The organism is Frankia sp. CcI49 (genome assembly GCF_001983215.1).
Lineage (GTDB): Bacteria > Actinomycetota > Actinomycetes > Frankiales > Frankiaceae > Parafrankia > Parafrankia irregularis.
In genome coordinates this window covers 197,546-211,788 of the sequence record NZ_MOWP01000017.1, presented here as the reverse complement: position 1 = coordinate 211,788, position 14,243 = coordinate 197,546, and the positions used below count along the sequence as shown (strand labels likewise).

12 protein-coding genes are annotated in these 14,243 nt (G+C 72.5%); 10 read left to right on the top strand and 2 right to left on the bottom strand.

Annotation, left to right across the window (positions count from 1 at the left end; all coding sequences use genetic code 11):
• Window positions 1-8 precede the first annotated feature (8 nt).
• From CcI49_RS16220 to truA, 3 genes are all read left to right on the top strand, one after another.
• Window positions 9-1,058, top strand: a complete 1,050-nt coding sequence (locus CcI49_RS16220) for a DNA-directed RNA polymerase subunit alpha (RefSeq protein ID WP_006541562.1) — start codon at window positions 9-11, stop codon at window positions 1,056-1,058.
• A gap of 120 nt (window positions 1,059-1,178) precedes the next feature.
• Entirely contained in the window at window positions 1,179-1,751 is a 573-nt protein-coding gene (gene rplQ, locus CcI49_RS44445; RefSeq protein WP_054570442.1) for a 50S ribosomal protein L17, read from the top strand.
• 153 nt (window positions 1,752-1,904) lie between these two features.
• Complete coding sequence (truA, locus tag CcI49_RS16210; protein ID WP_054570443.1) at window positions 1,905-2,732, top strand: tRNA pseudouridine(38-40) synthase TruA; 828 nt, start codon at window positions 1,905-1,907, stop codon at window positions 2,730-2,732.
• Between the two features lie 71 nt (window positions 2,733-2,803).
• On the opposite strand, the gene CcI49_RS16205 is transcribed toward truA, so the two are convergent.
• Window positions 2,804-4,528, bottom strand: coding sequence for a hypothetical protein (locus CcI49_RS16205; protein ID WP_076827555.1), 1,725 nt, complete (start codon window positions 4,526-4,528; stop codon window positions 2,804-2,806).
• Window positions 4,529-5,020: 492 nt separating this feature from the next.
• Between CcI49_RS16205 and rplM the strand changes: the two genes are divergently transcribed.
• The 4 genes from rplM (at window position 5,021) to glmS (ending at window position 9,599) form a co-directional block, all read left to right on the top strand.
• Window positions 5,021-5,464: a 50S ribosomal protein L13 gene (gene rplM, locus CcI49_RS16200; RefSeq protein WP_006541566.1), complete on the top strand. Its 444-nt coding sequence runs from the start codon at window positions 5,021-5,023 to the stop codon at window positions 5,462-5,464.
• Window positions 5,465-5,500: 36 nt separating this feature from the next.
• Window positions 5,501-5,908, top strand: a complete 408-nt coding sequence (gene rpsI, locus CcI49_RS16195; protein WP_006541567.1) for a 30S ribosomal protein S9 — start codon at window positions 5,501-5,503, stop codon at window positions 5,906-5,908.
• A gap of 172 nt (window positions 5,909-6,080) precedes the next feature.
• Window positions 6,081-7,484 (top strand): phosphoglucosamine mutase, encoded by a 1,404-nt coding sequence (gene glmM, locus CcI49_RS16190; RefSeq protein WP_054570446.1) that lies wholly within the window; start codon window positions 6,081-6,083, stop codon window positions 7,482-7,484.
• Between the two features lie 183 nt (window positions 7,485-7,667).
• Window positions 7,668-9,599 (top strand): glutamine--fructose-6-phosphate transaminase (isomerizing), encoded by a 1,932-nt coding sequence (gene glmS, locus CcI49_RS16185; RefSeq protein ID WP_076827762.1) that lies wholly within the window; start codon window positions 7,668-7,670, stop codon window positions 9,597-9,599.
• A 129-nt stretch (window positions 9,600-9,728) separates the two neighbouring features.
• On the opposite strand, the gene CcI49_RS16180 is transcribed toward glmS, so the two are convergent.
• On the bottom strand, window positions 9,729-10,616 hold the full coding sequence (locus CcI49_RS16180; protein WP_054570447.1) for a helix-turn-helix transcriptional regulator: 888 nt from the start codon (window positions 10,614-10,616) through the stop codon (window positions 9,729-9,731).
• Between the two features lie 126 nt (window positions 10,617-10,742).
• On the opposite strand from CcI49_RS16180, the gene CcI49_RS16175 reads away from it, so the two are divergent.
• The 3 genes from CcI49_RS16175 to alr all read left to right on the top strand — a co-directional run bounded on the left by CcI49_RS16175 (window position 10,743) and on the right by alr (window position 14,200).
• Window positions 10,743-11,285 carry an SWIM zinc finger family protein gene (locus tag CcI49_RS16175; protein WP_054570448.1) on the top strand — a complete coding sequence of 181 codons (543 nt, stop codon included), beginning with the start codon at window positions 10,743-10,745 and terminating at the stop codon, window positions 11,283-11,285.
• A 123-nt stretch (window positions 11,286-11,408) separates the two neighbouring features.
• Window positions 11,409-13,064 carry an NAD(P)H-hydrate dehydratase gene (locus tag CcI49_RS16170; RefSeq protein ID WP_076827553.1) on the top strand — a complete coding sequence of 552 codons (1,656 nt, stop codon included), beginning with the start codon at window positions 11,409-11,411 and terminating at the stop codon, window positions 13,062-13,064.
• The gene (gene alr / locus CcI49_RS16165; RefSeq protein ID WP_076827551.1) at window positions 13,061-14,200 is read left to right on the top strand and encodes an alanine racemase; all 1,140 of its coding nucleotides are present in this window, start codon (window positions 13,061-13,063) and stop codon (window positions 14,198-14,200) included. The genes CcI49_RS16170 and alr overlap by 4 nt, the downstream gene beginning before the upstream one ends.
• The last annotated feature ends 43 nt before the right edge of the window (window positions 14,201-14,243 follow it).

Genomic DNA, 14,243 nt, shown 5'->3' with positions numbered 1-14,243 from the left:
AAGATCTCATGCTGATCGCTCAGCGTCCCACCCTCGTCGAGGATCCGATCACGGAGTTCCGGTCACGTTTCGTGATCGAGCCTCTGGAGCCGGGCTTCGGCTACACCCTCGGGAACTCGCTGCGCCGCACGCTGCTGTCCTCGATCCCGGGCGCCTCCGTGACGAGCATCCGGGTGGACGGTGTCCTCCACGAGTTCTCGACGGTCCCCGGGGTGAAGGAGGACGTCACCGACCTGATCCTGAACCTGAAGGAACTGGTCGTCAGCTCCGACAACGACGAGCCGACGGTGATGTACCTGCGCAAGCAGGGCCCCGGTGACGTCACCGCGGCGGACATCGCCCCGCCGGCCGGCGTCGAGGTGCACAACCCCGACCTGCACCTGGCCACCCTCAACGACAAGGGCAAGCTCGAGATCGAGCTGACCGTCGAGCGGGGCCGTGGCTATGTCAGCGCCGCGCAGAACAAGCAGCCTGGCCAGGAGATCGGGCGCATTCCGATCGACTCGATCTACTCGCCGGTGCTGAAGGTCACCTACAAGGTCGAGGCGACCCGTGTCGAGCAGCGCACGGACTTCGACCGGCTCATCGTCGACGTCGAGACCAAGCAGTCGATCTCGCCGCGGGATGCGATGGCCAGCGCCGGTAAGACCCTCGTCGGCCTGTTCGGGCTGGCTCAGGAGCTCAACGCCGAGGCGGAGGGCGTCGACATCGGCCCGTCCGCGGCGGACGCCGCCCTGGCCGCCGACCTGGCGCTGCCGATCGAGGAGATGGACCTGACCGTCCGCTCCTACAACTGCCTCAAGCGCGAGGGCATCCACACCATCGGTGAGCTGGTGTCCCGCAGCGAGGCGGATCTGCTCGACATCCGCAACTTCGGGCAGAAGTCGATCGACGAGGTGAAGACGAAGCTGGGTGCCATGGGCCTGCAGCTCAAGGACTCCCCGCCCGGGTTCGACCCGCGTCAGGCGGTCGACACCTACGGCACCGACACGTACAACCCGTCGTTCTCCGACCCGTCCGACGACGGTCGCGAGTTCGTCGAGACCGAACAGTACTGATCCGACCGTGCGCCCCGGGGCCCCGATTCGGTCGGAGCCCCGGGCGTACGTCGACCGGGAGCCCAGCCGTGCTTCCCGGCGGCGCCCGGAGAACAGCGAAAGGAACGAGGAGCACCCATCATGCCCACGCCAACCAAGGGCGCCCGGCTCGGCGGTAGTCCCGCACATGAGCGGCTGCTGCTGGCCAACCTCGCCACCGCGCTGTTCGAGCACGGTGGCATCACGACCACTGAGGCCAAGGCGCGCCGGCTGCGTCCCTACGCCGAGCGCCTGGTCACCCACGCGAAGCGCGGTGACCTGCACGCACGGCGCAGGGTCATGCGGGTCGTCCGGAACAACTCGGTCGTCCACACCCTCTTCACGGAGATCGGCCCGCGCTACGCGGACCGCAACGGTGGCTACACCCGCATCGTGAAGCTGGGCCCGCGCCGTGGCGACGCCGCTCCGATGGCGCGCATCGAGCTGGTCGAGGCGCTGACCGTCGGCCAGTCGGCGGTCGCGGAGGCCGAGCGCGCCCGCGGTACCCGGTTCGCGGCCCGCAAGGCGCCGACCGGTGCGACCGCCGAGGCGGCCGACGACCTGAAGAACGAGTCGCCGACCGCCGCCGCGGTCGCGGCCGAGGCACAGGCCGCCGACACCGCACCCGAGGCCGTGTCCTCCGAGACGCAGGGCGACGCGAAGCCGGAGAGCTGAGCGCGCAGCGCAGGTTCGTTCGTAACAGCAGAAGCCCGTCGCCCATGGGGCGGCGGGCTTCTGCTCTGCCGCTGGTGGAGCTCCTGAGGGAGCTCTGTGAGCCAGAAGTCCGCGACGATGCTCCCGACGGTTGCACAGGGGGGAGGCCCGCTCATGAACCCGGCCGACGGACTGCTCCGACTACGGCTGGACCTCGCCTACGACGGCACGCCCTTCGCCGGCTGGGCGCGCCAGCCGGGTCAGCGCACCGTACAGGGCGACGTCGAGGACGCGCTGATGCGGGTGGCGAGGCTGCCAGCGGTCCGGCTCACGGTCGCGGGCCGCACCGACTCCGGTGTGCACGCGATCGGCCAGGTGGCGCACGTCGACCTTCCCGCGGGCACTCCCGTCGGCGGGCTCGCCCGCAGGCTCAACGGCGTGCTCGACCGCGCCGTCCGGGTGAAGGGTCTCGCTCCCGCCCCGCCGGGCTTCGACGCCCGGTTCTCCGCGTTGTCCCGCCGGTACGTCTACCGGATCACCGACGCGCCGTTCGGGGCGGATCCGCTGCGTCGGTTCGACACTCTGGCCACGCCGCGCCCGCTGGACGTCCCCGCGATGGCCGAGGCCGCGTTGCTGCTGCTGGGGGAGCACGACTTCGCCGCGTTCTGTCGACGACGGGAGGGTGCGACGACGGTGCGGACCCTGCTGCGCCTGGATGTCTCCCGAGTGGAGGGCGTCATCCAGGCCGATGTCGAGGCGGACGCGTTCTGCCACTCGATGGTGCGCGCGCTGGTCGGGGCGCTCGTGGCGGTTGGAGAAGGCCGCCACCGACCGGAGTGGGCGGCCGCCGTGCTCGGCCGGGGCGTGCGTGATTCCGGGGTCACGGTGCTGCCCGCCCACGGCCTGACACTGGTCGAGGTCAGGTACCCGCCGGACGCTCTGCTCGCCGCCCGGGCCCAGGTGACCCGAGCGGTGCGCGTCCCGACGTCCGCGTCGGGCTGACACCTGCATGTTGCCGGGCGCGCCCCGGCAGGGCTGCCGGGGCTGCGCGCCGCCTGGCTGGCACGGGCCGCTCAGCGGGCGCTGGCGCTCGCTGTCGGAGCCGGCGTGGGTGACACGGTCCCGGTCGGGGCAGTGCCTCCGGCGCCACTGCTGCTGCCGGCGCCGCTGCTGCCCGCGCTGCCGGTGACCATGCGCTGGGCGATGGGCTCCTTGGCGATCAGGCCCAGATCGGTGATGGCGCTGCGCAGCGGAACGTCGTCGGCCGCGCCCTGGCTGCCGTCGACATAGGCGAGCTGGGTGAGGATCATGTAGTGGCCACTCGCGATCGCGGCGCGCCACGAGTTGTCCCCGTTCGGGCCGGTGATCCGCGCGTCGCGCACCGAACCCTCCGGGATCGGCAGCGGCGCGACGCCGCCCCTGCGCTCAGCCGCGATGGTGGCCGAGGACTGCGCGGTGCTCTGCTCGTCCAGCACGAACACGGACATCCCCGCGAGCACCTGCTTCTCGCCGGCCGCCGGCGTGCTCAGGTACAACGCCCGGACGAGTTGGGTGCACCTGCCGTCCTTGAGCGCGGTGGTGAGCTCTCCGGTCAGGTCCGGGCAGCCGTCGACGACACTGCCGGCGATCCGGGTGTACGTCCGCCCCTGGACGGTGACCTCCTTGTCCGGGAAGAACTCGTTCGAACCCACCGGCCGGGAGTCGGAGCTGGCGCTGTTGATGAAGTTCGGGTCGACGGTCGGGGTCGCGGGCCGGGGGTCCTCGGTGGCCGAGGTGTCGCCCCTGGTCAGCATGACCACCGCGACCGCGGCGACGAGGGTGAGCACGACTGCGGTCGCCACGGCGACCAGAGCGCGGGGGCGCCGCCGCGTCGGCGCGTACTCCGCCGGGATCCGGAATCGGCCGGCCGCCTCCGACGGCTCCTCGGGTTCTTCCTCGTCGTCCCGCGCGTTCGGGCCGTTCGGGCCGTTCGGGCCGTGCTGGTCGTACTGGGCATCCTGGGCGGCCCGCTGGCGGCTCAGCGCGACCTGCAGGCGGGCTGGCCTGGCCCGCCCTGAGGCGTCGCCGCGGCCGTCCGCCACGGGTGCCTCGCCGCCGCCGGCGCTGCGGGGGCGCGGGCGCGGTTCGTCCTCGGGGTAGGGCGTGGCCGCGGGGATGGCGAGTGGGCCGGTCGGATGCTCCGATTCCGGCCCGTCGAAGGCCTCGTCCGCACTGGCCGGCCGCCCGGCGGCGGGTGACAGGTCCGCGGTGGTCGCACCGTCAGGAGCCGCGGGACGCTCTGGCAGCGTCGGCAGCGGGCTGGTCGCGGCCCGGAGATGGAAGGAATAGCCCGTCGTCTGCTCAGGGCCCGCGCCGCCGGCCACCGGCTGGCCGCCGGCCACCGGCTGGCCGCCGGTCGGCGGCCCGATCCGGATGCCGCCGGAGGAGGGCTCCGCGCCCGGCCAGCCCGCTGCGACCTGGTCGGGCCGGGCGCCCGCGGGCGGATACGCGGCGACCGGGTAGCCCCCCTGCTGCTGGCCGGCGAGGGGATAGGCCCCGGTCGCGTAGGTCGGCATGGGACCGAAGAGCGGGTCATCGACCGGTGGGGTCCAGCCGCCGGTCGGCGGCGCGCCGTCGTCAGGCCCGGACTGGCCGGGCTGCCCGGACAGGTCGAACGGAACGGGCGAGCCGAACGGACCGGGCGAGCCGGGATCCGACGGGCCCGGGCCGGGCACAGGAGCCGCCTGTGGCGTGGGTCCCGGGTAGGGCGGGCCGCCGGCCACTGTGAACGAGTCGTTGTCCGCGGGTTCGGGTGGCATGTGCCCTCCTCACTGATCCCCCCAGGCCCGCAGCCGGCGAGGCGTCCCGATGTCGTCGTCGCTGTCGTGACGGGTCGGGCCTCGGCTGCGGAGCAGTTCTCGACCCTCGCGCGCGGTTCAGACGCGTCCGGCTGGATCGGGTGAGAATATCCGAACGCGGCATATGCCCATGTCGGGGCGCTGCTCGGAAGATGTGTGCGGCCGCGGTGCCCTCGCATGCGTTGTCGAGGGGGCCTGCGGTCCGGTACGACCGATCGCCTGGTAACCTCAAAGACTGCTGCGGACCTCCAGCCTCGTGCGGATCAGCCCGGTCGATCAGGTCATGCTCAACTGCGTGCTGATTAACTCCATGCTGATGGACTCATGGTGCTGAGGTCAGCCCATACTTCTGGCAGTGCACCTCGCTCCGCGGTGTTTCGCGCCCCGCGGAGCACAAGCTGGCGACACCCCGACGATCTCCCCGCGAGATCGTCCGAACGAGAAGGCAGACCTGTGCGCACGTACCAGCCCAAGCCCGCGGACGTACAGCGCGCGTGGCACGTCATCGATGCCACCGACGTCGTGCTCGGTCGGCTGGCCAGCCAGGCTGCCCAGCTCCTGCGCGGCAAGCACAAGCCGTACTTCGCCCCGCACATCGACACCGGTGACTTCGTCGTCGTCATCAACGCCGGCAAGGTCGCGATGACCGGCAACAAGCGCGAGCAGGCCCAGTACCACCGGCACTCGGGCTTCCCGGGCGGTCTGCGCAGCACCTCCTACGGCGAGCTGCTCGACACGCGCCCGCACGTGATCGTCGAGCGGGCGATCCGTGGGATGCTGCCGCACAACCGCCTCGGTCGTGCGCAGGGCAGCAAGCTGAAGGTCTACGCGGGGCCGACGCACCCGCACCAGGCCCAGCAGCCGGTCCCCTACGAGATCAAGCAGGTCGCGCAGTAGTCGCGGTTCTGGTTTCAGACAAGGAAGGAACGCGACGTGGCTGTCGTGACCGACGCCCAGGGTAACCCCCGCGCCACCGGGCGGCGCAAGGAAGCCGTCGTCCGGGTGCGGCTGCTCCCGGGGACGGGCAACTGGAGCCTCAACGGGCGCACGCTCGAGGAGTACTTCCCGAACAAGGTCCACCAGCAGCTCGTGAACGAGCCGCTGAAGATCCTGGAGCGGGCCGAGTCCTTCGACGTGGTGGCCATCCTGCACGGCGGCGGCGTGTCGGGGCAGGCGGGCGCGCTGCGCCTGGCCATCGCCCGGGCGCTGATCGTCGCCGATGAGGAGTCCCGCCCGGCGCTCAAGAAGGCCGGCTTCCTGACCCGGGATGCCCGGATCAAGGAGCGCAAGAAGTACGGCCTCAAGAAGGCCCGTAAGGCGCCTCAGTACAGCAAGCGCTGACGCAGCACCGGCCCGTGGTCCCTCACAGCCCGGGTCGGTGTCCCGGCCCGGCAGGTGCATCCTGCCGGGCCGTAGGCGTGAGATTGTCCTTTGCGGATCTGTCCTTTGCCGATCTCCGCGCGGTGTGCCGACAGCGCCCGCCGGTGCCGTTGCAACTTCAGGGGAGGCCTCAATGGCGAGGCTTTTCGGTACCGATGGCGTCCGTGGCGTCGCCAACGCGGACCTGACGGCTCAGCAGGCACTTGAGCTTGCTTCGGCCGCGGTTGAGGAGGTCGCCGCGCGGGACGCCTCCCCGCAGCGTCCGGTGGACGGCGTACCGGTGGCCCGGGCCGCCTCGTCGGCGGACCACCGCCCTGTCGTCATCGTCGGCCGGGACACCCGCCCATCCGGCGAGTTTCTCGAGGCGGCGGTTGTGGCCGGTCTGGCCAGCTCCGGTGCCGACGTCGTGCGGATCGGCGTGGTGCCGACCCCGGTGGTCTCCTATGTGGTCGCGCAGACGGGCGCCGATCTCGGCGTGATGCTGTCCGCGAGCCACAACCCGATGCCCGACAACGGGATCAAGCTCTTCGCCGCCGGGGGCCTCAAACTGCCCGACGAGGTCGAGGACGCGATCGAACGGCGGATGGCCGGCCCGCTCACCCGCCGCCCGGTGGGAGCAGAGGTCGGTCGGGTCCGTGACGACGTCACGCTCGTGAACGGCTATGTCGACCACCTGCTCGCGAGCCTGCCAGCCGGGCCGGGCAGCCTGCAGGGCCTGAAGGTCGTGGTGGACTGCGCCCAGGGCGCCGCCTCCGACCTCGCGCCCCGGGTGCTGCGGGCCGCCGGAGCTGACGTGATCGCCCTGCACGCGGACGGCGACGGCCTGCGCATCAACGACCGCTCCGGCGCGACCCATCTGGACAGCCTGCGCGACGCCGTCCGCCTGCACGGCGCGGACGTGGGTATCGCCCACGACGGTGACGCCGACCGCTGCCTGGCCGTCGACGCGCTGGGCGAGATCGTCGACGGTGACCAGATCCTGGCCATCTGTGCCGTGGCGCTCGCCGAGCGCGGTGAGCTGGGTAACGGCACCGTGGTCGTGACCATCATGTCCAACCTCGGGTTCCACCACGCGATGCGCGAGGCCGGAATCAACGTGGTCACCACCCCGGTCGGGGACCGCTACGTGCTCGAGGCGATGCGGTCGGGCTCCTATTCGCTGGGTGGCGAGCAGAGCGGCCATGTCGTCTTCCTGCGACACGCCGGTACCGGCGACGGGCTGTTGACCGCCCTGCAGGTTCTCGGCCGGATGGCGGAGAAGGGCCAGCCGCTCGACGAGCTGGCGAAGGTGATGACCAGGCTGCCGCAGGTCCTCGTGAACGTTCGCGGGGTCGACCGGTCGCGGGCCGGGACGTCGGAGGAGCTGCGCGCCGCGGTGGCGGAGGCGGAGGCGGAGCTCGGGGGCAGCGGGCGGGTGCTGCTGCGCCCGTCGGGCACCGAGCCGCTGGTCCGGGTGATGGTCGAGGCGCCGACCGACCAGCTCGCCCGTTCGCTCGCGGACCGGCTCGCGGATGTCGTCCAGCGTGCCCTGCGCTGAACTGGCCCGTCCTGCGTCCCTGAAGTCGCCCGTCCTGCGTCGGCCGGCACGAGTGACGGGGATCTTCCATGCGGCGGATGCGCCAACCCGCTGTGACGGGACGCGCGCGGCTTCCGTCCGACATCCGCGGTGTCCCAGTGGTCTATGCGCGGTACCCGGACCGGACTGCGTACGCTGAGCAACATGTGCGGGATCATTGGGTACGTCGGTGAGCAGCCGGCCCTTGAGGTCGTGCTGAGCGGACTGCGCCGGTTGGAATACCGCGGCTACGACTCGGCGGGCGTCGCCGTCGTCGGCGGTGGGGTGCTGCGAACCGCACGCCGCGCCGGCCGGCTGGCGAATCTGGAGAAGGTCCTCGACGAGAGCGGCGAGCAGATGCCCGGCACGACGGGCATGGGGCACACCCGGTGGGCGACCCATGGCGGTCCCACCGACGTGAACGCGCACCCCCACACCGACTGCACCGGTGCGGTCGCCGTGATCCACAACGGGATCATCGAGAACTTCGCCGAACTGCGAGCGGAACTCGAGGCCGCGGGCCATGAGCTGAGCAGCGAGACCGACACCGAGGTCGTCGCACATCTGCTGGAGATCGAGATCGCTCGTGCGGCCGCCGCGGGCCCCGCGGCGTCATCGGTGTCGCCGGTGTCGGCGTCGGCGTCGGGGTCCGGGCAGCGGGTCGCGTCGGCGCACCCGGTCACCGAGGCCCTGCGGGTGGTGTGCCGCCGGCTGAAGGGCGCCTTCACGTTGGTCGTCCTGCATCAGGACCATCCCGGCGTGGTGGTCGGGGCGCGCCGTAACAGCCCCCTCGTCGTCGGTCTCGGTGTCGGGGAGGCCTTCCTGGCCAGCGATGTCTCCGCGTTCATCGCGCACACCCGGGAGGCGCTGGAGATCGGCCAGGACCAGGTCGTCGAGGCCCGTCCAGATGGTGTGACCGTCTACGACTTCGACGGCACCCCGGTCGAGGGCCGTCGGTATCACGTCGACTGGGACGCGAGCGCGGCGGAGAAGGGCGGCTTCCCGTACTTCATGCTCAAGGAGATCAGCGAGCAGCCCGAGGCGCTCGCTGACACCCTGCGCGGGCGGCTTTCCAGCGAGGGCGCGATCGTCCTGGACGAAGAGCGTCTCTCCGACCAGGACTTTCGCGACATCGACAAGGTCTTCATCGTCGCCTGCGGGACGGCCTACCACGCCGGGCTGATCGCCAAGTACGCCATCGAGCACTGGACGCGGCTGCCGTRCGAGGTCGAGATGGCCTCGGAGTTCCGCTACCGGGATCCGGTCCTCGACCGGTCCACCCTGGTCATCGCGATCAGCCAGAGCGGGGAGACGCTTGACACCCTGATGGCGGTCAAGCACGCCCGCGAGCAGAAGGCCCGGGTGCTGGCGATCTGCAACACCAACGGCTCGACGATCCCGCGGGAGTCGGACGCCGTCCTGTACACCCGCTGTGGCCCCGAGGTCGGTGTCGCGGCGACGAAGACGTTCCTGGGGCAGGTCGCGGCCTGCCTGCTCGTTGGTCTGTTCCTGGCCCAGACCAGGGGCGTCCTGTACGGCGACGAGGTCGCGGCCTATGTGGAGCGGCTGCAGCGCATGCCGGAGCTGGTGCGCCGCACCCTGGGGACGGTCGAGCCGGTACGCGAGCTGGCCCGCAGCCTGGCCGACGCGAAGGCGGTGCTCTTCCTCGGCCGCCATGTCGGCTACCCGGTCGCCCTCGAGGGCGCGCTCAAGCTCAAGGAACTGGCCTACATGCATGCCGAGGGGTTCCCAGCGGGCGAGCTGAAGCACGGCCCCATCGCGCTCATCGAGCCCGGGCTGCCCGTCGTGGTGGTGGTGCCCTCACCCCGGGGCCGGGCGAACCTGCACGGCAAGGTGGTGTCGAACATCCAGGAGGTCCGGGCCCGCGGGGCGCGCACGATCGTGATCGCCGAGGACGGCGACACCGATGTCGAGCCCTACGCTGATCATCTGATCCGGGTGCCGGCGACGTCCTCGCTGTTCGCGCCGCTGGTCACGACCCTGCCGCTGCAGGTCTTCGCCTGCGAGCTGGCGCTTGCCCGGGGCCTGGACGTCGACCAGCCGCGCAACCTGGCGAAGTCCGTCACGGTCGAGTAGGACCGGGCCCCGGCCGTGGCCGGGGCACACCCGGTGCCTGCGGTACCGGAGCGGGACGCGGGGCTCGCGTTTCCGCTCCGGTACCGAGCCAGCTTTCGGGCGGCGCCTGGTGGCGACGCCGTCGAACGGTCAGCTCAGATCCTTCGTGGGCCGACCGGACGGGTTCCCGTCGCCGTCGTCGTCGGTCGAGCCGGACTGTGCGGTGCCGGTCGCGCCCGCGTCACCGCCGGTCTGCGTGGCCGCCTCGGGGCCGGCCGGTTCCCCGGCGAGGATGCGGTACAGGTTCCGACGGGTCTCGGTGAGCAGCTCCCGGGCCGCGGCGATCTGGCTGGCATCGCCGGCCTGGGCGACCTGCACCACCGCCGCGCCGACCCCGAAGGCCAGGTTCCGCAGCGCGGACACGTCGTCGTTGGCGCTCGCCGCCGCGGTCTCCCACGGCTTGGGCGCGTCGCCACGGGCCTCGACGTGGGCCCGGCCCGCGTCGGTGAGGTGGAACACCCGGCGCCCGTCCCGCTCCTCGGCGCGGACCAGGCCCTCGTCGGCGAGCATCGACAGCACGGGGTAGACCGAACCGGGGCTCGGCCGCCACATGCCACCGCTGCGGTTCGCCAGCTCGCCGATCATCTGGTACCCGTGCATGGGCTCCTCGGCGAGCAGTGCGAGCAGGGCCTCGCGGACGTCGCCGCGGCCAACCCGTGCCCCGCGGCCGAAGCCGGGGCCGGGCGGAAAACCGCGGCCGAACGGCCAGCCGCCCCCGGGCCCGCCCGGTCCGCCGGGACCGAACGGCCCGCCTGCGCCGCCTCGCCCACCGCGGCCGCCGCGGCCACCATGCCCGCCACGGTCACCTCGGTCGCGTGGCCCGGGACCGCCGTGCATACGGCTGTGGCGCTCACGGGTGGGGTCGCAGTTCGTTTCGGTGAAGGCCGCCTGGTAGGCGGCGTCGATCAGCCGGGAGGCACCGAACCTGCGCCAACCCTCCCAGCCGGCTTCCCATCCTGGAATCGCGTACGAACTCATCTTGATCTCCTTGATCTTGGATCGCGTTGTCTCGCGTAAGCTCACGATATATCGCGAGCGGACGCCTGGCAAGACGGTCTCCCACCTGGCCGGCGCGCACGTGCGTCGGTTCCGTAGGATTAGAGAATGATCATTTCGGCTTCCGAGGGTGACGGCCACGGCGAGGGTGCGGTCACCCCGCTCGAGGCCGCCTTCGAGGAACGTGCCTGTGCCCAGCGGGCTGGCACGGCCGTCTTCATGGAAGGCGTCAGCCTTGCTCTGCTCGGCCGGGTGGAGCAGCTCCGGATCCGTCCCACCAACGCGTCGGGCACCGTCGATGACGACGGTCACCAGCAGGTCAGCCTGGTGGCTGGCGACGATGGCCCAGGCTCGACCTGTACGTGCTCCGACAGCGCGGGCGGGGTGTTCTGTCGCCATGCCGTGGCGGTCGCCCTGGTTGCCACCGGGTCGGCCGGAATGGCCGACGACGATGACGACGAGGAAGGCCACGGGGAGGAGCTCTTCGCCGACGATCCCGTGCACGCGGCCATCAGGGTCTTCTTGAGCCGCGTTCCGCGGGCCGAGCTGGTCGAGACACTCCTCGACGCCGCGGACGAGAGCGACGCCGTCGCCGACGCGCTCTGGGAAGCCACCGTGGCCTGGCACGGCCGTCAGCACGGGGCTGCCTGAGCGCAGCCCGCGAAAGCCGGGTCGCCCGCGCCGACTCCGCTGCCCTGCCGCCGGGCGGGTCGCCGCACCCGTACGGCCGGGCCGGGCGTGCAGGCGGCGTGCCCGAGGCGGGAGCATGGCGCCATGCTCGAAGCGCACACCGTCGCCGACGTGCGGGCCGCGGAGGCACCGCTGCTTGCCACGCTGCCCGCAGGCGCCCTCATGCAACGGGCTGTGTCCGGATTGGTGGCCCATGTCGGCCGGCGCCTGGGCCGGGTGTACGGGGCCCGGGTCGTCGTCCTCGCCGGTGGCGGCGACAACGGTGGCGACGCGCTGTGGGCCGGTGCCCGGCTCGCCGCGCGGGGCGCGGTTGTCCAGGCACTGGCACCGGGACGGACCCATCCCGAGGGCACGGCGGCCCTGCTCGCCGCGGGTGGCCGCCTGTACCGCACCGGTCCACCCGAGACCGGCGCACGCGGTGCCGGTTCGGACGCCGCCGCTTCGGGTGCTGCTGGTTCCGGCGGTGCTGGTTCGTGTGCCGGCGGTTCGCGTGCTGGCCATTCCCGCGGTGGTGCGAGCCCCGACGGGCTGGGCGGTGACCGGGCCGCGGAGCTGCTCGCCTCGGCGGACATCGTGCTGGACGGCCTGCTGGGTATCGGCGGCCGGGGCGCGCTACGCGATCCGTACACGGCGCTCACCCGCCTGACACCCACCGCGCGCACGGTTGCCGTCGACGTGCCCAGCGGTGTCGACGCCGACACCGGCGCGGTGGCCGACGGCGCCGTGCGGGCCAGCAGCACGGTCACCTTCGGCACCTACAAGCGTGGTCTGCTGGTGGGACCCGGCTCGACGCACACGGGCCAGGTCGAGCTGGTCGACATCGGGCTGACGCTGCCCGCCGCCGATCTGCGCGCGTTGCGGGACGGTGACGTGGCCCGGCTGCTTCCGGTGCCGCTCGCCACCGATTCGAAGTACACCCGGGGCGTCCTCGGGCTCGTCGGCGGCAGCGACCGCTATCCCGGCGCGGCCGTGCTGGCCGTCGGTGGAGCGTTGCGCGGGGGAGCGGGCTACCTCCGGGTGGCAGCGCAGGCGCGGGCCGCCGATCACGTCCTGCGTGCGCACCCCGAGGCGGTGGTAACGGTGATCGAGCCCGGGGACGCCGACGCGGCGCTCGGTGTGGGCAGGGTCCAGGCGTGGGCGATCGGGCCAGGCCTGCCGGCGGACGAGACCACGGGACGGCTCGTGACGGCGCTGCTGGAGCGCACCGACGTCCCGCTGCTGGCCGACGCCGGCGCTTTGGAGCCACTCGCCGCCGTTGTCGCCGCCCGGCCCACCCTGCTGCGGGAGCGAACCGCCCAGGACGGGACGAACGAGGTCGTCCTGACGCCGCACGAGGGCGAATTCGCCCGCCTGGTCGCCACCGCCCTGGGTTGGGACGCCTCCGCTGTGCCGGCCCGCCTGGCCGCGGATCGGCTGGGAACCGTTCGCCGGGCAGCCGCCGAGCTTGGTGCGACGGTGCTRCTCAAAGGGGACCGAACCATCGTCGCCGGCGCCGGCGGGGAGGCGTTCGTCAACCTGACCGGCACGCCGTGGCTGGGAACGGCCGGGTCCGGCGACGTCCTCACCGGGCTGACCGGATCCCTGCTGGCCGCGGGTCTGGCACCGGTGTGGGCGGCCGCTGCGGGCGCCCACCTGCATGGCCTCGCGGCCGGCCGGGGCCCGCGCCCGCTGGCTGCCAGCGACATTCCGGCACTGCTCACAGTGGCCATCGGGGACCTGCTTGCTAGCGTCGAGGCGTGAGCCAGTCGCACCTGCCGCGCGCGTACGCGGCCATCGATCTTGACGCTGTTCGCGATTCGGTGGCGGCGCTGGTAGCCCGGGCACGCAACGCAACGACCATGGCCGTGGTCAAGGCGGACGGTTACGGCCACGGCATGGTGCCCTGCGCGCGGGCGGCGCTGGACGCCGGGGCGGGCTGGCTGGGCACCGCGTTCCTGGAGGAGGCGCTGGGCCTGCGCGCCGCCGGGATCAACGCCCCGATCTTCTCCTGGCTGGCCGCCCCGGGTGAGCGGCTGGCCGCGGGGCTCGCTGCCGACATCGACCTGTCCGCGTCAGCGACCTGGGCACTTGCCGAGCTTGCCGCAGCCGCGCGGCAGGTCGGCAGAGCCGCGCGAGTGCACCTGAAGGTCGACACGGGTCTCGGGCGCGCCGGTGCCACCGCGGAGGACTGGCCGAACCTGTGCGACACGGCCGCGGCCCTGGAAGGGGAGGGGCTCCTCGACGTCGTCGGGGTCTGGAGCCACTTCGCCTTCGCCGACGATCCCGGGCACCCGACCGTCCAGTCGCAGATCGGTCGGTTCGGTGACGCGGTGGACGTGGCGCGCAAGGCCGGCCTGAACCCGCAGATCCGGCATCTGGCGAACTCGGCGGCGACGCTGATCACCCCGGAGGCGCATTTCGACATGGTCCGCCCGGGCGTGTCGGTGTACGGCCTGTCGCCCGGGCCCGAGGTCGGGCCGCCCTCGGCGTTCGGGCTGCGCCCCGCGATGACCCTTCGGGCCACAACCGCGCTGGTGAAGCGGGTCCCGGAGGGGACAGGGGTCTCCTACGCGCACCGGTACACGACGCGCTCTGAGACCAACCTCGCCGTCATCCCCCTCGGCTATGCCGACGGGATCCCCCGCGCGGCGACCAACACGGCCGAGGTTCTGATCGGTGGGCGGCGCCGCCGCATCGCCGGCACCGTGTGCATGGACCAGTTCGTGGTGGATGTGGGCGTCGACCCGGTGGCTGCCGGCGACGACGTCGTGCTCTTCGGACCGGGCCACCACGGTGAGCCGACCTCTGACGACTGGGCCCGCGTGCTCGGCACCATCAACTACGAGATCGTCACCCGGGTCGGCGCTCGAGTCCCACGGGTCTACACCGGAGGCTGATCCGGCCCGGCGCGCCGACCGGACCGCAGCCCGCGCACAGCCA

Bases quoted from the DNA above. Each gene is read 5' to 3' on its own strand.
- truA (WP_054570443.1), top strand. From the start codon at position 1,905: ATGAACCCGGCCGACGGACTGCTCCGACTACGGCTGGACCTCGCCTAC.
- CcI49_RS16205 (WP_076827555.1), bottom strand. From the start codon at position 4,528: ATGCCACCCGAACCCGCGGACAACGACTCGTTCACAGTGGCCGGCGGC.
- CcI49_RS16175 (WP_054570448.1), top strand. From the start codon at position 10,743: ATGATCATTTCGGCTTCCGAGGGTGACGGCCACGGCGAGGGTGCGGTC.
- glmM (WP_054570446.1), top strand. From the start codon at position 6,081: ATGGCGAGGCTTTTCGGTACCGATGGCGTCCGTGGCGTCGCCAACGCG.
- rplQ (WP_054570442.1), top strand. From the start codon at position 1,179: ATGCCCACGCCAACCAAGGGCGCCCGGCTCGGCGGTAGTCCCGCACAT.
- CcI49_RS16180 (WP_054570447.1), bottom strand. From the start codon at position 10,616: ATGAGTTCGTACGCGATTCCAGGATGGGAAGCCGGCTGGGAGGGTTGG.
- CcI49_RS16220 (WP_006541562.1), top strand. From the start codon at position 9: ATGCTGATCGCTCAGCGTCCCACCCTCGTCGAGGATCCGATCACGGAG.